This window comes from Candidatus Amarolinea dominans, assembly GCA_016719785.1.
Taxonomy (GTDB): Bacteria; Chloroflexota; Anaerolineae; order SSC4; family Amarolineaceae; genus Amarolinea; species Amarolinea dominans.
Genome location: JADJYJ010000014.1, coordinates 78,232 through 98,630 on the forward strand (window position 1 = coordinate 78,232; position 20,399 = coordinate 98,630).

Consider the following 20,399-nt stretch of genomic DNA (forward strand, 5'->3'; position numbering starts at 1 on the left):
GGTGCATTGATGGGAAGTGATCCAGGGGCTTGTATTGTAACCCAAACTCCCGCGAAACGACAAATCACAGTCGCCAATCTCTCATATCTCGATCATCAACAGGGGGATTTCCATCTCCTCCCGCGTATAGTAGAACCATTCGTAGACGCCGCTGGCCGCGACAGGCAGGCCGCTGTGGATGGTGGTGACGTGCGCGGCAGTTGTGGAGGGGAACTGCGCGGTGATCTTCTCCGCCCGGCCGTGCTGCACGAAACGCTGCAGGGCCGGATAATCGGGCGCCGCCTGCTCGAAGAAGCGCCAGCCGAAGCTGTCAATGAACATGAAGATGATCGTGTCGTAGCGGTCGGCCAGCCCGGCCATGATCTCCGGCGCCAGCGCCGCGCGGCCTGCGCCGGTCAACAGGTACTGAATCGTGGAGGGCAGGTCGGCAAAGCAGCGGCCGCCGTACTGCGGCTTGATGAAGGATGAGCCGGCGGTCAACGGACGATTTCCTGTCCGCTGACCGCCGGTGTAATCGGTTTTGACATGAGCGCCTCCCGCAATTGTGCTGGTTGCTGGCGGCGCGCATTGTAACAAGACCAGCGCGACCTGTCAAGAGTCGCTCAGACTGTGTTAATCCGTGTACCCCATCTTTACTGGACCGCGGCGTCCAGGCGAGTCTCTCTCCGTTTCGATCGGCCGTACCAAACCAGCAGTCCGGCCATCAGGCTGATCAGCAGCCACTCCTCTGGCTCCGGCACGGCAGCCACGGGCGGCGCGGCAATCGTCTCGCCCACATCCTCATGCTCGCGCTGGAAGCGATCGTCCTGCGCCTCCAGTTTGTCCAGCAGAAGCTCCTGCGGCGCGTTGACCAGCACGATCATCGAAGACAGCGGCGTCACGATGCTGTCGTTGACCGCCACCGCGTGCAGGCGGTCGAGCAGGGCCAGGTCGGTGATCCGGCTGCGCCCGGCCTGCATCTCGGCCAGGATCAGCCGCCGCGCGGCGAAGGGCGCAAACTGCCTGGCGTCGGCCAGCGCCTCAGGGCCAACCGAACTCAGCGCGTTCGCCATCTCCGTGGACAGGGTCAGCCATTCGTAGCCATCCACGATGTCGGTGATGACCCCTTCGGCCTGGCCGCTCAGCCCGATGGCAAGCCGGGTCAACGCCTCATCCACGCTGGCCGCGGCGCCGCCGCCGCTGGCCTGCACCGCATCCAGGGTCGGATCATCGTAGCCGAGCGGGAAGCCGCCCAGGTGAACGAGCCAGACCGGCGCCGGCGATGGGGCCACGGTCACGTCGCCCTCGCCGAGGGCATAGCCAGAGCCGTCTGTCAGCACCAGCACCGCGTCATAAGTTCGGTCGCGACGCAGATCGGTGTACTGCGCCAGCAGCTCGGCCGCGTTCTGCCCGCCGAAGGTCAGGATGGAGCGGGCGTCGAAGTCCTCCAGGCGCACCAGCGAGGGCGCTTCGCCGCGGAACGACGATGCGGTCAGGTAGACATCAACCTGCGCGCCTGTGCTGAGGAGCGCCCGCAGGCGTTCGAACGACGCCTCGAGCGCGGCCTGCTGATCGGCCATGCTGCGCGAGCGATCGAGCACCACGGCCAGGCGCACCTTGTCCGGCAGGCCGGGCTGCACGGCTGCGCTGAGCGGGCGGGCGATGACCGTGCGGTTGCCGGGGAAATCAACCCGGTGCGTCGCCGGCGCGCCGGCATTGGCGGCCGGGGCGCTGGCCGGCAGCCAGATTTCGTCGGCCGCAGCGCCCAGCGCCAGCGGCTGACCGTTGAGCAGGCGCACGGTGGCGTCATCCCAATAGACGTTGAGTTTTTCGCTCATCTGCGGCAGCGGCCAGGCGCCTTCGACGGCCAGGGTGCGGTAGGTGAGCCACATGTAGAGCGGTTCGCCTTCCTGGATCGTGCCGCGCAGGCTGTTCGGTTCGTATTCGATCTGCTGCGGATCAATGGGGAAGATGCGCAGGCGATACTGCCGCGGGCCGATCTGCTCCACCAGCGCGGGGTCAATCTGGCGGCGCACCTCGTTGCGGTACACGGCCTGGGCCGCGCCGCGCGGGGAAATGCGATAGGCGAAGCGATGTTCGCGGTCCGCGCTGGGGCCTAACCACAGCCCGGTGACCACGGCCGACTCCGGCAGGCTGAAGTAGTAGACCACCTCCTGCCGCAGCGCGGTGACGTTCTGGTAGACCTCGATCAGCTCGATCTCGGCCCAATCGCCCTGTGGGGTGACAGTCACCTCCTGGCGCAGGAGACGCACCTCGCGATCATCCACCGCCTGCCAGGCACTCATGGCCGCGTCTACGTTCCAGGTGGCACGCACCGCGGCCACCACGGCCGGGCGTTCCGCTTCGACCAGCGGCCGGTCGAAGAACGATTCGTACAGTTCGGCGGCTTGCGCCGGTTCACGCTGCAGGGCCTGGTTGTCCCAACCGGCATTGGGCTGAATCGGCTCGACCGGTTGATAGAGCAGCGGCTGCGCCACCGATTCATACAGGGCCTGCACACGCCCGGCCTGATCGGAAGGGATGTGGAAGGCTTCTGCGTACAGATCGCGCACATGGCGCACCTCGCCCACCGCGCTGATGTAGCGCTGAGGGGCCAGGTAGGCGTTGAGCAGGCCGGCGCGAATCTCGTCCTGGCGGTTGAGCAGGGCCTGGGCCTCGATGGGGGAGGCGGGCGGTTGCGCCAGCAGAGCAAACGCCTTGCCCTGCGGCTGACGGTTGAGCAGCAGCAGCAGACCGCCGCCCAGCAGGAGCACCGCGACCGGTACGAGCGCAGCCAGGGGTCGGCCCAGGCGGGCGCGGGCCGTTGCCAGGCCGGCCAGCCAGGCGCGGGCGTAGATCACCGTTACCGCGATGGGCAGGGCCACCAACAGGGTGCCAGAATAGGCTGCCAGCAGGCCGCCAAACACCATCAGCGGCAGCAGTTGCCAGTTGAGCAGCAGGTCGCGCCAGAAGGTTGGGCTGGTCAGCGCCTGGTAAAGCTCGCGCAGATGTTGGGACATCTCGCCCAGGAAACGCAGCAGGCTTTCCACAACCAGGGTTGTGAGGGGAACGACATAGAAGGCGAGCCACACGGCCGCGTACACGCCCAGGATCAGCATCAGGGTCAGGCCGGCCAGGCGCAGCGCAGACGCCCACGGCCCGCGCTCGTTGATCTTGCGGTCGAGGAGCTGCCAGAGCAGGGTGAGCAGGCCGAGACCGGCCAGGGCGAGCGTCAGCGAAATCGCGGCCGTGGCCTGGCGCACGACGAAGAAGCGCGCCAGGAGCAGCAGCAAGAGCGGGCCTTCGACGCCGTAGCCGAGCACCAGCAGCTTGCGCGGCTCACGGCGCAGGGTGGTCAGTCCCAGCACGACGGCGGCCAGCGGGATGAGCGTCATCAACAGCGCGTAGAGCAGGAACTCCGGCGGCGCCTGGGTCGTGCGCACGCTGTTGATGAGGTTGGGCAACAGTTGAGGGGCGAATCCGAAGGCCATGAAGGCCAGGAAGATGAGGTTCCACGACCAAAACAGGCCGTAACCCCAGAACGAGGCCGTGACGAAACGGCGAAATTTAGAAGGCGATGTGTCTGTCATTGATCAATCTCCTTAGTAGTGCATTGCGTCCACGCAGGTGGACGCCCGGCGGTACGCCCGTCAGGCGCGATTTCAATCGCTCACCTGGGCCGCCGCGCAGCCGGAACAATTACGAATCCACCAAATTCTGTGCAACGGCCTGCTGCAGGCCGCGGTAGAGCGCGGCAACATCCACGGCAGATGGGTCAACCACGCTATCGAAAAGAATGGACACCAGCACCCAGCGCGTGCGCTGCGTTGACAGATCAGACCAGATGCGCGCGCCGTAGTCATCGGTGGTGGCCGTGGTGGATTGAAACCAGTAGCTGGCGCTGAGCACGCTGTGATGGTCGCCATCGCCCAGGGCCACGAAGCGCAGGGGGAAGTCGCTGTCAACCAGATGCGTGCGCGAATCGTCCAGCGACAGGCCGTAGACCTCGAAGCAGCGCTCCGGCTGATGATGGGCGCGCCAGGTGCGGCTGGTGACGATGATGAAGGAGCCGCGCAGGCCGCGCCAGTCGAAGCGCCAGCGTTCGGCCGCCTCCGCGCCGTCGCGCATGAGCCAGTCGCGCTCTGCGGCGGTCAACGGCAGCGGTTGGATGGACAGTTCCGCAGGGAACTGCCAGTGGGTGATGGCGGCGCCGGCGCTGTCCGCGGGCCGCGGGGTGTAGAGCCAGGCCAGGGCCGCGACCGCGATGATGAGCGCGGGCGTCAGCCAGGCGGGTTGACGGGCGCTGCGCGCAACCGCCGACGGCGCTGTGCTCACCACCCAGCGATCGAGCAGGGCCACGGCCGCGGCGCAGGCGGCCGCGAAGCCGAGCACGCCCAGCGGCAGGTGCAGCATCTCGGCCAGCAGCGGCCAGCCGGCCACCGGGCCAACGACAACCAGGGCGGCGACGCGGGCCAGGTTGGCGGCGAACAGCAGCCCGCCAAACACGCCGGCCACCAGCAGCCAGCGCAGGTTGATCGGTTTGTGACGAATCCAGGTGGCGGCCAGGAGGAACATCATGCCAGACCAGAGGCTCTTGACGCCGCTGCACGGGATGTCAACCTGGGAAATGCCGTTTTCGAAGACGAGGATGGTGTCAACGCCCACGGTGTGAACGCCGACCGCGGCCAGCCCGTCACGCACGATGGCGGCGGTGACGATACGCATGGGGTAGCCGATGAACGTCTGCAGATGATCGCCAAAGGGCAGCACGCCGATGAGCAGGAGGGCGACGGGCAGGCTGCGGCGCCAGGCCGGCAGCGGCATCCACAAGCCGAGCAGGCCGTAGGTGGCGAGGCCGGCCAGGACGGCGGAGAAGCTGTTGACGTCGAGGAAGCGTTCGACGATCAGGAAGCCGAGCGCGGCGCCGAGCGCCAGCAGCAGGGGCGGCCAGTGCAGCCGCGGCGGCGCGTCCAGGCGCAAACGCAGCGGACGACCGACCATCTGCTGCACGGCCAGGACGAGGATGCCGATCAGCATGATCTGGTTGGTGTGGTAGTGCTCGTGACTGAGGATCATCAGCAGGTAGTCACCCACGGGACGGAAGAGCGCCAGCCAGAGGCCGGCCAGCGCGAGCTGCGCGCCCACTTGGAGCCAGTTCGTATCGGCGATGCGCCAGGGGTGTGTGTCGGCGGTGCGAAGCATGGGTTAGTCCTTGGGGAGAGATTGGAGATCAGAGATCAGAGATCGGAGATCAGGGAGGGGGGATTTGTAGGGGAAGGGGGGTGATGCCGGTGGGGGGAACGCGTGAAACAGGTGCGGGTGAGGAGAGTATCGCGCGGGGGGCGGTGTGAGGACAACGGGCAGGACGACAGGAAGAAGTTGCCAGTTTTGGCAGGATGAAAGTCCAACCCAAACAGGTTGGGACCAAATGGCTCACACCGGGGTAACTGCTGGGTCTGCCTGGAATTCAGACAAGATTCACAGGATTGACAGGATATTCGAACTCTCGTGCCGATAGTTTTGCACACCACAGAGCAAGAATCCTGTTCATCCTGTTCATCCTGTCCAAATCAACTTGCAGGGTGAGCAGTTACATAGATGTTCAGATAATCTTCTGGACTTGAGGCTTTAGCCGGTGGCTCTCGTAGCCCAGAATAACCGGCTGAAGCCTCGAGTCCGGATCGTGAACCCCAAATTTTTATCTGACAAACTATAGTTTGTGATTGACAGCCCAAACGACGGCTTCGGCGCGGGTGTGGGCGCCGATCTTGTCGTAGATGTTGCGCAGGTGGAAGCGCACGGTGCGTTCGCTGATGTGCAGCTCGGCGCCGATGCGCTGATTGTCCCAGCCGCGGCCGAGCCGGCGCAGCACGTCGCGCTCACGCTCCGTCAGTTCAGCTGCCGGCGGCGGGCGCACGGCCCAGGCCGCCAGTTTAGTCACCACGGCGGCGCTCCAGCGCCCTTCACCGCGGGACGCGGCACGCACCGCCGCGACAATGACCGCCGGCGCCTCGTCCTTCAACACGTAGCCGAGCGCGCCCGCCTGGATCATGCTCTGCACCACCTGGTCATCGCTGTACGCGCTCAGCGCCAGGATATGCACCGGCAGGCCCAGGCCGCGCACCTGGGCGGCGACCTCCATGCCGCTGATGCCAGGCAGTTGGCAGTCCAGCACCACCACATCCGGCTGCAGGGCTTCGATGCAGGCCAGGGCTTCCGCGCCGCTGCCCGCCTCCGCCACCACCCGGATGTCGGTCGCCTGCTCCAGCATGATGCGCAGTCCCATCCGCAGCGCGGGATGATCGTCAACCAGAACCACACGAATCATTGGGTTTGTCATCGCTTGCTCATCCCAAAAATCTGTCAGGGTCAACTTGGGGGCCGGAGTTTTCGAGTGCGTTACGGCGTCGAATTGCCCCGCAGCAGCGCATCGAACTCAGCGGCGGCCGCGGCCAGTTGACCGGGCTGCCGGGTCAGGCTGAAGAGGTCCCAACGCGGGTCGCCAGAGCGGTCCTCGTCCAGGAACCAGCACAGCGCCTGCACCTGCGGCTCCCGGCTGATCTCCGCCAGCGCGGCCGTCAGCCAGCCGGTCGGGTAGTTCTGGGCCGGCGGCACGCCTTCATCGGCCACAAACGTATTGGTGGCGGTGATGTAGACCGGCAGCCCGCGCGTGGTCGCGTAGGCGTTGATGATGTCGAGCCAGTCGCGATAGACGCGAAAGCCAGCCTGCGCGCCGTTCCAATCGGCCCGGCGCTGATCGGTGGACGGCTCGGCTGCGCCCAGTTCACCGACACGCCCCGCGACATGCAGGGCGAATCCGTCCGGCGCGACCAGCGCATAGCCAGCCGCCAGTTTGGCTTGCGCGCCTTCGTCCAGGGCTGCCACCAGGGCGTTCATCGTGTTGAGCCAGGGGGCGTCAATGGCGGCGCGCCGGTCGCTGTCCTGATCGGTGCTCCAGGGACGCACCGGCCCCACCAGCACGCGTACTCCTGGGTGCTCGGCACGTATGATTTGGACGGCGTTGTCTGTGTGACTGGGGTCCTCGCCATAGCCATCGAGGAGGCGTGCAACCCACGCCGGCGTCACCGGGCGCCCGTTGGCCTGCGCATTGCTGCTCGCTTGATTGAAGCCGCTGCCCAGGACATAGCCATAGACGCCGGCCAGCCGTGCGTCGCGCGCCAGGCGCCGCAGGTAGTCCAAATACCCGGTCAGCGCCGCCTGATCGCCGGTCGCGGGCAGGGTTTGCTCCTGGTCATAATCTACCCGCACCAGCACGTGCAGCCCGTTGGCCGTCGCCTGCTGCACACGCCAGGCCAGATCGTCAATGCCCCAAAGCGCTCCTCGGCCAGGCGGGCGTAGGTCAACTCGACATCCCAACCGCTGCGGCCGTGCCAATCACGCGTGGGACTGGCCGCCACGGCGCACAGCTTGCTCGCCCGCAGATCGGCCGCCGGCGCGATCGCGTTCGACGGCTTGCCCAGCCTCAGCGTGCTGCGTTCCTGGCAGCCGCTGTCGCAGTGACTGTAGAAGACGATCTCCAGCGCATCATCCGCCGGCGCCGGAAAAACAAAGGCCCACGTGAAGCGGCCCAGGCGGCCATCTCCCCAGGGTTGCACCGAAATCGGGCGGCCGTTGACCGTTGCCAGCACGTTGGGCCAGGCCACCAGGTCGGTAACCTGGACGGTCAAGGCTTCGCCCGCCTGCGGCGTGGACGGGTTCACGCGCCAGCGGGGCCAGGGTTCATCCCACGGGCCGGTTTGCGACGAGAAAGTCACCTGACCACGGATGGGAATGAGCCAGTAGCCGATCGCCAGGGCCAGCAGGCCCAGCGCCCATCCCAGGCGCAGGAGCCAGGTTCGTCGTTTTCCGTTCATGGTTGCCCATCCTCAAGGGTCATGGCCCGCAGGACAAAGCTGACGCAGGTGCCGGTGGCATCCCCTTGTGTGCGACTCTCGATGTACAGTGTGCTGTCGTGGCGGCGCAGGATCTCTGCGACCAGGGCCAACCCCAGGCCGCTGCCCGCCTGCTCCGGCGCATGGGCGCGATAGAAGCGGCGCGTGACGAAGGGCAGGTGTTGGGCTGCAATTCCAGGGCCGGTGTCACAGACGGCACAGCGCACGCCTGGCGGTTCGCGGCGCAGCGCCAGCGTGGCTTTGTCACCAGGCCGGCTAAATTTCACGGCGTTGTCGAGCAGGTTGAGGAAAACGCGCAGCAGTTGGTCGGCGTCGCCCGCTGTGGCCGGCAGAGGCGTACCAGCCTCGAGCGAAAGATGCATGGCGCGGGCTTCGGCCTGGGGCATCATCTGCTGCACCGCGGCCTCGGCCACGGCCAGCAGATCAACCGGTCGCGACGTCAGCTCACCGCCGGTTTCCAGGCGGCCCAGTTCCAGCATCCCGTTGACCAATCGCGCCGCGCGCTGTGCCTCCTCGCGCAGCAGGCCCAGCGATTCCTGGCGCGTCACCTCCGGCAGGTTCGCCAGTCCTTGCACCTCCACGTGGGTCAGGATGGTGGCCAGCGGCGTGCGCAGCTCGTGCGACAGGTCGTTGAACAACTGGCGCGCGGCCTGTTCGGCCCGCTGCTGCTCGGTGGCGTCGAAGAGGAAGATCAGTTTGCCGCCGGCGCCGGCCCACCAGCGCAGCAGGCGGTTCGGCGGCAGCGGCACGATGCGATAGCGGCCGGCGATCGCGGGGTCATGCCGCGCCGCGTCGGCATCGGCGAGCAGCTGATCCGCCCATTCGGCCTCCGGCAATGTCCCCGTTGCCGCGGTCAGCCCCAGCAGGCGCTGCGCGGCCGGGTTGGCAAACGGGATGGCGCCGGTCTCGGTCAGCCAGAACACAGCAAAGGGCGCCTCGTTCAGCGCAGGGAGGGAAAGATCAAAACCGGGGTGGCGCCGGCCGCGTCGCCGCCGGTCAAGCCAAACCGTTCCGCCGGCGACCAGCGCCAGCAGGACGATTAGCCCAAAGAGCAGCGGTTGCAGATCGAACGCGACCACCTACAGATAACCCACTGTCCTGAACCAGGTCAGCGCGTCGCCCACCGTTTCTTCCAGGGGACGCGGCGCCAGGCCCAGTTCGCGCACCGCTTTGGCATTGTCGAACGGCTGCCAGAGGCGCATGGTGCGCAGATGTCCCAGCCCGCGGATGGGAAATACCTGGCCGACGGCCACGATGGCGTCGAGCAGGCGCGGGTGCAGCCTGAGGCGCGGCGGGGCCACATGAGCCAGGCGCGCGGTCAACGCCAGGCTATCCAACAGGGTGACATTGTGGCCGCCCAGCAGGTAGCGCTCGCCCGGCCGCCCCTGCTCGGCCGCGGCGATGTGCGCCAGCGCCACGTCGCGGCTATCCACGATGTTGAAGGTGGCATCTACATAGACCGGGATGCGTCCCTTGGCCGCCAGCAGCAGAATTTGGCTGACGGAAAGATGCACATCACCCGGCCCAAAGACGGCCGTGGGGCAGAGCGCCACGACCGGCAGGCCAGACTGGAGCGCGGCGACTTCCATGGCCCATTTGGCCTCGTGATAGGCTTCCTGCGCGGAGCCGGGTAGGTAGGGATCGCGTTCATCGGCCAGGCGCCCCGGCTGCGTTCGGCGGGCCGAGGGTGGTGAAGGAGCTGGTGTAGACCAGGCGACCGGCGCCGGCAGCGTCGAACGCCTGCAACACGGTGCGCACCTGGCTTTCTGCCGCGTTGATCTCCTGCGCCAGGTTGGCCGCGCCATGCGGATAGGCGCCGGCCGCGTGAAACACCACCTCCGCCGCGCTGGCCAGGTCGCGGTCAAGCCGGGGCGGTCGGCCAGATCCCGGTGACCACCATTCAACCGGCACATCGCCAGATCGCGCCGACCGCCGCAATTTGTCCGCCAATGAAACCAGTAGCGCCGATCACTAAGCATGTTGTCATGGTTCACATCCACACGGATCAGAGTTGGTTATACGCCTTTGTCATACTGCAAATCGCGTGCATTGTCAATTCTCGCCTGGCGCCAGCAGGTTTTGATCTGCTGACGCGCACCGCGCCTGGCACAGCACGCGTTCGGGCTGGCGCCGCCTGCTCGATCTACTCTGCCTGTGAGGGCCTTGCTATCGTCACGACGCTGCGCGTCTCCGCAGACTGCCTGGCGGCCAGGGCCAGGTCGAGCGACAGCGCGCCCTCGCGGATCGGCGTGACCGGGGGGCGGTCTTCGACAATGGCGGCGTGTAGATCGAGCAGCTCCTGCAGATGGTAGGGCACGTCTGCAGAAACGATCTCGGTGTGCAGCAGCGGACCGGCCGTGTAGGTGAAGTTCGCATGGTTAGCGTCGGTGAAGTCGGCCGTCACGTTCTGCGCCACGATGCGATAATCGTTGATCCAGCGGCCGGGAATCGCGCCGTTGCTGGCGTAGACCACGCCGATGCCGCCGTTCTCGAAGCCGATGACCGTACCCGAACCATCTTCGATCGTGTAATCGGGCATGTGACGGTGGAACATGTTGTTCTGCAAGCTGTAAACCGTCGCCGGCTCGCCCATCACGTAGCGCATCAGGTCGAGCAGGTGAATGACCTGCTCCACCAACTGGCCGCCGGACTTGTCGCGATCACGCCACCACGGCGCGTGCAGTTGGTTGCAGAAGTAGCGGGCGCTCATCAAGCCCACCGGACCGGTCTCGCCCGCATCGAGCATCTGCTTGAAGCGCGCGATGGCCGCGCCAAAACGGGTCATGAAGCCCACCTGGGTCTTGATTCCCGCTCGTTCCGCAGCCGCGACCATGCGCCATGCCTGCTCTGAGCTGAGCGCGATCGGCTTCTCCAGCAGCAGGTGAACCCCGCGCGCCGCGGCCGCTTCCACCTCGTCGCTGTGACCGTAGGGCGGCAGGCAGACCACGCACAGGTCCAACGCCGCGGCCGCCAACAGCGCATGATGATCGCTGAAGACCGCGGCCCGTCCGTCCGTGTATCGAGCGGAGAGAGCCTGCGCCCGCTCTGGATGGCGGTCGCAGAAGGCAACAATCTCGAATTTGCTGGCCTGGCCCACCAGGTTCGCAGCATGGCGATGCGCAAACCCGCCGCAGCCGAGGATGGCCGTCCTGAGTCTCATCGTTCTTCCTCCCAAATCGTAACCGTTCAGAGATTGGGCGGTCTCCTGTCCGAACAGTGACCCCCAATGGGTCGTTGGCCGGTCGGGGTATTCCTCGTAACCGATCACAGCGGGGGCTTCGAGCACGATGACTTTTCCCATGCGCCTCCTCACCATCAGGCGAACGCCGAGCGGGCGGCCAAGAAGTATCTTCTCAATTTGTAGGGGCGCACCCTTGCGGTCGCCCACGCGGGCAGGCGCAAGGCCATGCCCACTATAGCATGACCGGCCTGGGGTGTCAATGAACCATTCTGGCGAAAAATTGCCAAACCTCTTGACAACCAAAACGTTTTGGTGTATGATACGAACCATCCGAAACGTTTTGGTTCTCCTCTGCGCTGGCCTTGTCTCGTTGGGTTCAGGTTGATTCAGACTGGTTCGATTTGGCTTGGATGGGTTTGGGTGGTTTTGGGTAGTTTTGGGTAGTTTTGGATGAAGGAACGGCGATGTCCGCTACGCTCAAGGAAATTGCGCAACGCACCGGCAGGTCCATTACGACCGTTTCCCGCGCTCTGGCCGATTACGACGACGTCAGCCCTGAGACGAAGTCGCTGGTGCGCCGCGTGGCCGGCGAACTGGGCTACACCCCCAACCTGCTGGCGCAGCGCCTGCAGAAGCGCCGCTCCGACACCATTGGCCTGATTCTGCCCACCTTTGGCCCGCGCTTTGCCGACCCCTTCTTCAGCGAGTTCCTGGCCGGCGTCGGCAACATGGCGGCCGAGCACGGCTATGACCTGCTCGTTTCGACCCAGGCGCCGGGCGACCGCGAGATGCAGGTTTACCGCCAGAAGGTGCAGAGCCGCCAGGTGGATGGTTTCGTCATCGTGCGCACCCGGCGCCAAGACACGCGCATCAGTTACCTGGAGGAGACCGGCTTTCCCTTCGTGGCCTTTGGCCGCACCGAGAACGACCTGAATTTTCCCTTTGTGGATGTGGACAGCATCCAGGGGATGCGCCTGCTCGCGGAGCACCTGATCGGCCTGGGCCATTGCCGCTTGGCGTGCCTGGCGCCCCCGTCCGATCTGCTCTTTGCCGAACAGCGCCTGAACGGCCTGCGTCAGGCGCTGACCGATCACGGCCTGGCGCTGCCTGAAGCGCTGGTTGTGTTGGGTGATCTGACCCAGAAGGGCGGTTACCAGGCAGCCGCTCGCCTGCTCGATAGTTCTCAGCTGCCAACTGCCGTAGTCGCCTGTAACGACCTGATGGCCCTGGGCGCGATGAGCGCCATCCAGGAACGGGGGTTGGTCATCGGTCGCGACATCGCCGTCACCGGCTTCGACGACATCCCGATGGCCGAACACTCGCACCCGCCGCTGACCACCGTCCACCAGCCGATCTACCGCATCGGCAAGATGGTGTGTGAGATGCTCATCCAGCTCATTCAGGGGGAAGACCTGTCCCCTTCCCAGGTCATCCTGGAGCCAGCGCTGGTCGTGCGCCAATCGTGCGGCAGCGTGGGTCATTGAGTCCCGGCGAGTCAGGTTCTCCCCGCTTTTCCATCAGATTCCCGCGCTTGTCCATCAGATTCCGCCCGCTTGTCCGTCAGATTTCCCCCGCTTGTCCAGAGGAGGTGAGCCACCGCAACAGCCAGACCTGAAGAACCCTCGTTTGGAGAGATAGTCATTTGCATTTCAGGAGTTATCTATGAGCCACGGCTCACCGCTGCTGACGAAATGGCTCATGGATATACTGCAAGCATGCACGAATTGCGCCTGTTTTCGTAGGCGGAAAAGTGAAGTCTATTCCCGCTTGCAGCATAGCAAACCCATTTTCCAGGGAGGAGAATCATGAAAAAACATGCAACCCCATCGAGGGCATTACTCAGTCTGACGGCGCTGCTTGTGATTGCGCTGCTCTTGGCCGCGTGCGGCGGTTCCACGCCAACCCCTGCGCCCACCGCCGCTCCCACCCCCACCACGGCGCCTCCGCCGACTGCGGCGCCTGAGGTCAAGCCGACCGAAGCACCAAAGGTAGATCTGTCCAGCCTGGTGTTCTTCTCGACCCAGTTTGCGCCGGTGGAAGAGCAGGAGAAGTTCCGCGCCATCCTCAAAGAGGGCGGGTTCGACTTCACCAGCTCGGAGGAAGGCCCCCTGCTGGACATGGTGACAGCCGGAGCGCAGACCGGCAAGGGCACGGTTGACCTGGTCGGCGCGCTGCACGGCAGCTTCCCGCCGCTGCAAAAAGTGAACGCGATGGCAAACCTGGCCGACCTGGCCGAGGACCTCGCGACCAGCCGCAGCTTTGCCCCGGCCTTCCTGGAAACCGGCCTGCTGGCTTCCGAGGACTATCTGTACTACGTGCCGTGGATGCAGGCCACCTATGTCATGGCCGCGCACAAGGACGCCATCAAGTACCTGCCGTCCGGCGCGGACATCAACGCCCTGACCTGGCAGCAGTTCGCCGGCTGGTGCAAGGCCATCTACGACGGCGCCGGCAAGCCGCTGTGCGGCCTGCCCCATGCCGGCCTGTTCCAGCGCTTCCTGGAAGGCTACATGTGGCCTTCGTTCACCGGCGGCATGGTCAGCAATTTCCAGAGCAACGAGGCCGCGTCCATGCTGACCTGGATGCGCGATGAGCTGTGGCCGTATGTCAACCCGCAGTCCATCACCTACAGCTTCATGCAGGAACCGCTGCTGGCCGGCGAGGTGTGGGTGGCCTTCGACCACACCGCGCGCCTGATCAAAGCCTTCAACGAGAAACCGAACGACTTCGTGGCCTTCCCCGCGCCCGCCGGCCCGGCCGGCCGCGGCTTCATGCCCGTTGTCGTTGGCCTGGGCATCCCCAAGACCGCACCCAACCCCGCCGCGGCCATGAAGGCCATCGAGTATCTGACCTCCCCGGCGGTGCAGGGCCGCATCCTCAAAGACCTGGGCTTCTTCCCGGTGGTGGGCGGCGTCTCCACCACTGACCTGCCGGCCGGCACCGCCATCGAACTGGCTGCGGTCAGTGCGCAGGCCAATTCGGCCGACGCGCTGCCGGCCCTGCTGCCGGTGGGCCTGGGCGCGCGCGGCGGCGAGATCAACCAGATCTTCCGCAATGCCTTCGACCGCGTGGTGCTCAACGGCGAGCAGATCGCCAATGTGCTCCCCGAAGAGGCCGCCAACCTGCAGAAGTTGATGAACGAAACCGGCGCCGCCTGCTGGGCGCCCGATCCAGCTTCGGATGGCCCCTGCCAGGTGAAAGCGCCGGCCTCGGCCCTGGTGGCCGAACCGGTCAAAGTCACCTTCTTCTCGACTCAGTTCGTGCCGGTGGAGGAGCAGGAGAAATTCCGCGCCATCCTCAAGAAGGCCGGATTCGATGTGACCGGCTCGGAGGAAGGGCCGCTGCTGGACCTGGTGAACGCCGAGGCGCAGGCCGGCAAGGGCACGATTGATGTGGTGGGCGCGCTGCATGGCAGTTTCCCGCCGCTGCAAAAGACCAACGCCATGGTCAACATGATTGACCTGGCCGAGGACCTTTCGACCAGCCGCAGCTTTGCCCCGGCCTTCATGGAGACAGGTCTGCTCGGCTCGGAGGACTATCTGTACTACGTGCCGTGGATGCAGGCCACCTACATCATGGCTGCGCACAAGGACGCCATGAAGTACCTGCCGGCTGGCGCGGATGTCAATGCCCTGACCTGGCAGCAGCTCGGCGCCTGGTGCAAGGCCATCTTCGATGGCGAGGGCAAAGCGCTGTGCGGTCTGCCCCACGCCGGTCTGTTCCACCGTTTCCTGGAAGGCTACATGTGGCCTTCATTCACGGGCGGCATGGTCAGCAACTTCCAGAGCCAGGCGGCCGAGGAAATGCTCACCTGGCTGCACGATGACCTGTGGCCCTACGTCCACGCCGAATCCATCAACTACAGCTTCATGCAGGAACCGCTGTTGGCCGGCGACGTATGGGTGGCTTTCGATCATACAGCCCGCCTGCTGAACGCGTTCAACGAGAAACCGGACGACTTCGTGGCCTTCCCTGCGCCCTCCGGCCCGGCCGGCCGCGGCTTCATGCCGGTCGTCGTCGGCCTGGGCATCCCCAAGACTGCGCCCAACCCGGACAACGCCAAAGCCCTGATTGACTACCTCACCCGGCCCGGCGTGCAGGAGCAGATCCTGCGCGAGCTGGGCTTCTTCCCGGTGGTGGGCGGCGTCAGCACAACTAAGCTACCCAAGGGCGTGGCCATCGAACTGGGCGCGGTGACGGCCCAGGCCAATTCGGCCGATGCGCTGCCGGCCCTGCTGCCGGTGGGCCTGGGCGCGCGCGGCGGCGAGATCAACCAGATCTTCCGCAACGCCTTCGACCGGGTGGTGCTCAACGGTGAGGCGGCCGGCAAGGTGCTGGCTGAAGAGGCCGCCGGTCTGCAGGCGCTGATGAACGAGACCGGCGCAGCCTGCTGGGCGCCCGATCCACCTTCCACCGGCCCCTGCCAGGTGAAAGCGCGCTAATCGTAAGAATCGCTTGCGGCCGGTTGCTGACCGGCCGCAAGCCAGGGATCGGTCCATCCTTCTGGCCCCTGGCGGAGCGCAAACCCGCCAGGGGTCCGAAGAAGCATGACCAGGGAGCAGGACAATGACCACCGAACCTGCCGCGCCGGCCAGAACGCGCCGGACGCAGCGCCAATGGGCGCCCTATCTGCTGATCCTGCCGTCGCTGATCTACCTGGCGATCTTCTTCGCCTGGCCGATGGTGCGAGCCATCCGGCTGGCAGTGTGGGACGAGCGAGCGCTGCTGACCCTGCGCGCAGAGGCTTCTACCGGCAGCAGCACAACCGGCGCCTTGCCCCAGGGCAGCCAGGTGATCCTGCTCGATCGCCAGAGCATCATGGCCGCGGCCGCCGACCTGACCGGCGGAGAGACGCTGACCGAGGTGTGGTTTCGCATCGAGGGCAACGACCCCGCCGGCAACCGCGTCGAGGGATGGACGCCCGAAAGCCGCATCCGCGTGCGCGTGACCGATGAGCAGGGCGCGCCGGTCGAAGGCACGGTGCGGCCCAAACTGGGCGCCGCCGCAGACCCCCTCACCAGCCTGTATGTTGACCCCAACGAGACGAGCGCCGTGCGCGGTAAACTGGCCGGCGGCGCGGTGGTGCGCATCTCGGAGCAGGCCACCCTGGAGATCTGGTTTCAGGTGCAGGGTCAGCGCGACGAACGAACGCTGACCGGCTGGGCGCCGTCACGGCTGCTGCAAGTCTACGGCGACGGCGTCAGCGGCCGGGTTGACCAGGGCGACACCGGCCAGTTCACCACCACCTACATCGAGCGCATGCTCAACGACCGTTTCTTCCGGCCGGCGCTGAGCACTACCTTGCTGCTGATGGTCATCATCATCCCGGTGCAGTTCATCCTCGCCATCATCATGGCGCTGGTGATCCAGGCCCGCCTGAAGTTCAACACCGTCTTCCTCTCCATTTTTGCGATCCCCCTGGCCGCGTCCGACCTGGCCGTGGGCATCGTCTGGTATTCCATCTTCACCCAGAGCGGCTACCTCAACAGCATCCTGCAAGGCCTGGGTCTGATCAGCGCTTCGCAGCCCTATCTCACCGCGGACACCCGCCATTGGATCATCATCGCCGTCTGGCTGGCCGAGGTGTGGCGGGCCACCGCCATCGTCATGGTCATCGTGGTCTCCGGCCTGCAGGCTATCTCGCAAGAGGTGCTGGAGGCCGCTGAGGTGTTCGGCGCCACTCTGTGGCAGCGCGTGCGCTATGTCATCCTGCCGCTGCTCAAGCCCAGCCTCCAGGTCGCCTTGATTCTGCGCACCATCCTCGCCTTGCAGGTCTTCGCGGTGGTGATTGCACTCTCCGGCGGCGAGGTGGTCACGGTGTTGGCGAACGAGACCTATCGCCAGTATTACACGCTGCGCAACATGAACGTCGCCGCCGCGTACGCCGCCCTGATCCTGTTGATTTCCATGTTTACCGCTGTTTTCTACCTGCGCATGGTGCGCAGCCAAGAGGAGGCCGGCCCATGACAACCGCTCACCCTCCCGCTCCTTCCGGCGCCCAGGTTTCGGCTGAGATGGCACGCGTGCGCGGCCAGGCCCGGCGTCGTCTGCTTCTGGGGCGCGCCTTCACCTACCTGGTGGGCATCCTGCTGGCGCTGTGGGTGCTGGCGCCGATCTGGTTGATCGCCTCGATGGCGCTGACCACGCCCGAAACGGTGCGCAGCTATCCCAAAGGCGTGCTGCCCTTCATCCCCTTCTCGTTCGACACCATGTCGTTCTTCCTGGGATCGTATGGCATCGTGCCCGGCCTCATCAACAGCGTGGTGGTCGCGCTCATCACGCTGACGCTCTCGACGCTGATCGCCGCGCCGGCCGGCTACGCCACATCCCGCTACCTCTTCCGCGGTCGCGACGCGTTTCGCCTCGCCATCCTGGCCGTGCGCGCTTTCCCGGTGGTCATCCTCTCCATCCCCCTGGCCGTGACCTTCATCAGCCTGGGCATCTACGATCAGGTCTACAGCCTGGCGCTGATGCATACCGCCCTGACCTTGCCCACCACCATCCTGGTGATCGGCAGCGTCTTCGCCAGCATCCCCTACGAACTGGAGGAGGCGGCCCAGGTGTTCGGCTGCACACCGCTCCAGGCCTTTCGACGCGTGGTGCTGCCGCTGGTGCTGCCGGGCATTGCGGCCGCAGCCGTCTTCACCTTCGTCATGTCGTGGAACGAGGTTTTCGCAGCCACAGTGCTGACCGTGCAGAACCGCACCCTGCCCGCCCAGGTGCTGGTCTCGCTGCGGCAGTCCGGGGAGGCCTACAAGTTTGCCGGCGGGTTTTTCATGCTGCTGCCCTCGGTGATCTTCATCTTCGCGATCCGCAAGTATCTGTTCAACATGTGGGGACAGATCAGCAAATAGCCTGACAGGTGTACGAGCATGTCTGAGATCAGAATCGAGAATGTCACCAAGCGGTTCGGCAAGTTCCTGGCAGTGAACGATATTTCGCTCACCGTGGCGGACCGCGAGTTCATGGTGCTGCTTGGCCCCAGCGGCTGCGGCAAGACCACCCTGCTGCGCGCCATTGCGGGGCTGGGCATGGCCGACGAAGGGCGCATCAGCATCGGCGGCCGCGATGTGACCTACCTGCCCGCGCGTGAGCGGGGCATCTCCATGGTATTCCAGAGCTACGCCATCTTCCCGCACATGAATGTGTTCGACAACATCGCCTTTGGCCTAAAGATGCAAAAGCTGGACAAGGCCGAAATCGAAAACCGTGTGCGCCGCGCGGCCGGACTGCTGCACATCGAGGGGATGCTCGATCGCTTTCCCTCCAAGATGAGCGGCGGCCAGCGCCAGCGCGTCGCGGTGGCGCGCGCCATTGCCATGCAGTCGCAGGTGCTGCTGATGGACGAGCCGCTGAGCAACCTGGACGCGCTGCTGCGCCTGGAGATGCGGGCCGAACTGAAGCGGCTGCTGGCCGAACTGGGCGCCACCACCATCTACGTCACCCACGACCAGATCGAGGCGATGAGCATGGGAGATCGCATCGCGGTCATGCGTGACGGCATCATCGAGCAGGTGGACTTTCCCACCACCGTGTACGACCGTCCGGCGAACCAGTTCATCGGCGGTTTCATCGGCACGCCGCCCATGAACTTCCTGACGGGCCAGGTGCAACGCCAGGACGGCCGCACCGTGGTGCGCATCGGCGACTTCAGCCTGACCTGCAGCCCGGCCATGGCGCCAATCCTCTCCGCCTACGACGGCAAGCCGATCCTGGCGGGAATCCGCGCGGAGAACATGGAGACGCGAGCCAGCCCGGCCGAAGATGCGCTGCGGGCCACCGTCCTGGTCGTAGAACCATTGGGTTCCCAGAACCTGCTGACCGTCGCCTTTGGCGGGCATCGCATCAAGGTGTCCACCCATCCGAGCTTCCAAACGCACGCCGACGCCGAAGTCTGGCTGCGCTTCCCGACCGACAACATCCGCTGGATTGACCCGGAAACGAAAAGGGCACTGTACCCGAAATAAGCGCTTGCGCGAAGGATGTGCCTATTTGCGCATCACGCATCAGACCGGAAACACTGCTATGAACATCGCCTTCATCTCGACCCGCATCGCCGGAACCGACGGCGTCTCGCTGGAAATCGCCAAGCTGGCGACGATTCTGCGGCGCCTGGGGCACGACTACTGCTTCTGCGCGGGTGAGCTGGACGCCGACGCCGCGCCCGGACAGCTCGTGCCAGAAATGCACTTTGCCCATCCGGAGGCGCGCTGGATTCACGATCACAGCTTTGGCGCAACCGAGGCCGCGCCTGGCCTCGAAGAGCGCATCGCGGCCCAGGCGGCCCGGCTGACCGCGGCCCTGGCGCGCTTCGTCGAAGAACAGCGCGTGGACATGCTGTTCGTGCAGAACGCGCTCGCCATCCCCATGCACGTGGCGCTGGGCGTCGCGCTGACCGATTTCATCGCCGCAACCGGCATCCCCACCCTGGCCCACAACCACGACCTGGCCTGGGAACGACCGCGTTTCACCGTCAACTGCATCCCCGGCATCCTGGCGCGCTGCTTCCCCCCGGTTCTGCCCTCGCTGCGGCACCTGGTCATCAACTCGCTGGCGCAGCAGGCCCTGGCCGCACGCAAGGGCGTCGAGGCTGTGCTGCTGCCCAACATCTTCGACTTCGAAACCGCCGCGCCGGCCATGACGCCGGCCAACGCCGACCTGCGCGCCACGCTCGGCCTGGGCAGCGACCACCTGCTGATCCTGCAGCCCACGCGCGTCATCAGCCGCAAGGGCATCGAGCTGGCGATCGAACTGGTGCGGCGGCTGCGCGCAACGCAGCCGCGCTCGCGGCTGTTGGGCAAAGAGCCGGTGCTGGTCATCAGTCACCACGCGGGCGATGAGGGTTTCGGCTACCTGGAGCAACTGCGGGCGCAGGCGGCGCGGGCCGGCGTGCCCATGATCTACGCCGCGCAGCACTTCTCACCCCAGGCAGAGGCGACCGCTGGCCGCTTCACCTTGTGGGATGCCTACGTCCATGCCAATTTCGTCACCTACCCCAGCCTGATCGAAGGCTTCGGCAATGCCCTGCTCGAAACGCTCTACTTCCGCCTGCCGGCCCTGGTCAACCGCTACCCGGTCTACGCAGCCGACATCGCGCCCCTGGGCTTCGACCTGGTGGAAATTGATGCGGCCGCTGACCCCGCCAACCTGGCGGCCATCACCTCCGAGACGGTGGAGGCTGTCGTCGAGGCCATCATGGATCCCGTGCGGCGGCGGCGTATGGTAGAATGGAACTATCACCTGGCCCGCCAGCACTTTTCCTTCGAGGCCGTAACCCCGCTGCTGGCGTCGCTGATCCGGTGAGTCAGGAAAAAAATGTGAGCACC

The 20,399-nt window shown here is 65.6% G+C and carries 16 protein-coding genes; 6 read left to right on the forward strand and 10 right to left on the reverse strand.

From position 1 onward, the window contains the following. Positions 1-81: 81 nt before the first annotated feature. The 10 genes from IPM84_15610 to IPM84_15655 all read right to left on the reverse strand — a co-directional run bounded on the left by IPM84_15610 (position 82) and on the right by IPM84_15655 (position 11,052). Positions 82-480, reverse strand: a complete 399-nt coding sequence (locus IPM84_15610) for an alkaline phosphatase family protein (protein ID MBK9094166.1) — start codon at positions 478-480, stop codon at positions 82-84. Positions 481-632: 152 nt separating this feature from the next. After that, a complete protein-coding gene (locus IPM84_15615; protein MBK9094167.1) occupies positions 633-3,569 on the reverse strand; it encodes a TIGR02921 family PEP-CTERM protein in 2,937 nt (978 codons plus the stop codon). Between the two features lie 109 nt (positions 3,570-3,678). Continuing rightward, positions 3,679-5,181, reverse strand: coding sequence for an exosortase O (gene xrtO / locus IPM84_15620; protein MBK9094168.1), 1,503 nt, complete (start codon positions 5,179-5,181; stop codon positions 3,679-3,681). Between the two features lie 508 nt (positions 5,182-5,689). Continuing rightward, the gene (locus IPM84_15625; protein ID MBK9094169.1) at positions 5,690-6,319 is read right to left on the reverse strand and encodes a response regulator transcription factor; all 630 of its coding nucleotides are present in this window, start codon (positions 6,317-6,319) and stop codon (positions 5,690-5,692) included. A gap of 59 nt (positions 6,320-6,378) precedes the next feature. After that, complete coding sequence (locus tag IPM84_15630; GenBank protein ID MBK9094170.1) at positions 6,379-7,284, reverse strand: hypothetical protein; 906 nt, start codon at positions 7,282-7,284, stop codon at positions 6,379-6,381. Further along, positions 7,239-7,853 (reverse strand): hypothetical protein, encoded by a 615-nt coding sequence (locus tag IPM84_15635; GenBank protein MBK9094171.1) that lies wholly within the window; start codon positions 7,851-7,853, stop codon positions 7,239-7,241. The genes IPM84_15630 and IPM84_15635 overlap by 46 nt, the downstream gene beginning before the upstream one ends. Further along, positions 7,850-8,971, reverse strand: coding sequence for a hypothetical protein (locus IPM84_15640; protein MBK9094172.1), 1,122 nt, complete (start codon positions 8,969-8,971; stop codon positions 7,850-7,852). The genes IPM84_15635 and IPM84_15640 overlap by 4 nt, the downstream gene beginning before the upstream one ends. Next, a complete protein-coding gene (locus IPM84_15645; protein ID MBK9094173.1) occupies positions 8,972-9,481 on the reverse strand; it encodes a hypothetical protein in 510 nt (169 codons plus the stop codon). 58 nt (positions 9,482-9,539) lie between these two features. Next, positions 9,540-9,842, reverse strand: a complete 303-nt coding sequence (locus IPM84_15650; GenBank protein ID MBK9094174.1) for a hypothetical protein — start codon at positions 9,840-9,842, stop codon at positions 9,540-9,542. Positions 9,843-10,035: 193 nt separating this feature from the next. After that, positions 10,036-11,052, reverse strand: a complete 1,017-nt coding sequence (locus tag IPM84_15655; GenBank protein ID MBK9094175.1) for a Gfo/Idh/MocA family oxidoreductase — start codon at positions 11,050-11,052, stop codon at positions 10,036-10,038. 485 nt (positions 11,053-11,537) lie between these two features. On the opposite strand from IPM84_15655, the gene IPM84_15660 reads away from it, so the two are divergent. The 6 genes from IPM84_15660 (at position 11,538) to IPM84_15685 (ending at position 20,376) form a co-directional block, all read left to right on the forward strand. After that, positions 11,538-12,557: a LacI family DNA-binding transcriptional regulator gene (locus tag IPM84_15660; protein MBK9094176.1), complete on the forward strand. Its 1,020-nt coding sequence runs from the start codon at positions 11,538-11,540 to the stop codon at positions 12,555-12,557. 321 nt (positions 12,558-12,878) lie between these two features. Next, positions 12,879-15,515 carry an extracellular solute-binding protein gene (locus IPM84_15665; protein MBK9094177.1) on the forward strand — a complete coding sequence of 879 codons (2,637 nt, stop codon included), beginning with the start codon at positions 12,879-12,881 and terminating at the stop codon, positions 15,513-15,515. 124 nt (positions 15,516-15,639) lie between these two features. Then, the gene (locus IPM84_15670; protein MBK9094178.1) at positions 15,640-17,040 is read left to right on the forward strand and encodes a sugar ABC transporter permease; all 1,401 of its coding nucleotides are present in this window, start codon (positions 15,640-15,642) and stop codon (positions 17,038-17,040) included. Between the two features lie 47 nt (positions 17,041-17,087). Beyond that, complete coding sequence (locus IPM84_15675; protein MBK9094179.1) at positions 17,088-17,927, forward strand: carbohydrate ABC transporter permease; 840 nt, start codon at positions 17,088-17,090, stop codon at positions 17,925-17,927. Between the two features lie 18 nt (positions 17,928-17,945). Next, on the forward strand, positions 17,946-19,040 hold the full coding sequence (locus IPM84_15680; protein MBK9094180.1) for an ABC transporter ATP-binding protein: 1,095 nt from the start codon (positions 17,946-17,948) through the stop codon (positions 19,038-19,040). A gap of 58 nt (positions 19,041-19,098) precedes the next feature. Next, entirely contained in the window at positions 19,099-20,376 is a 1,278-nt protein-coding gene (locus tag IPM84_15685; protein ID MBK9094181.1) for a glycosyltransferase family 4 protein, read from the forward strand. Positions 20,377-20,399 lie beyond the last annotated feature (23 nt).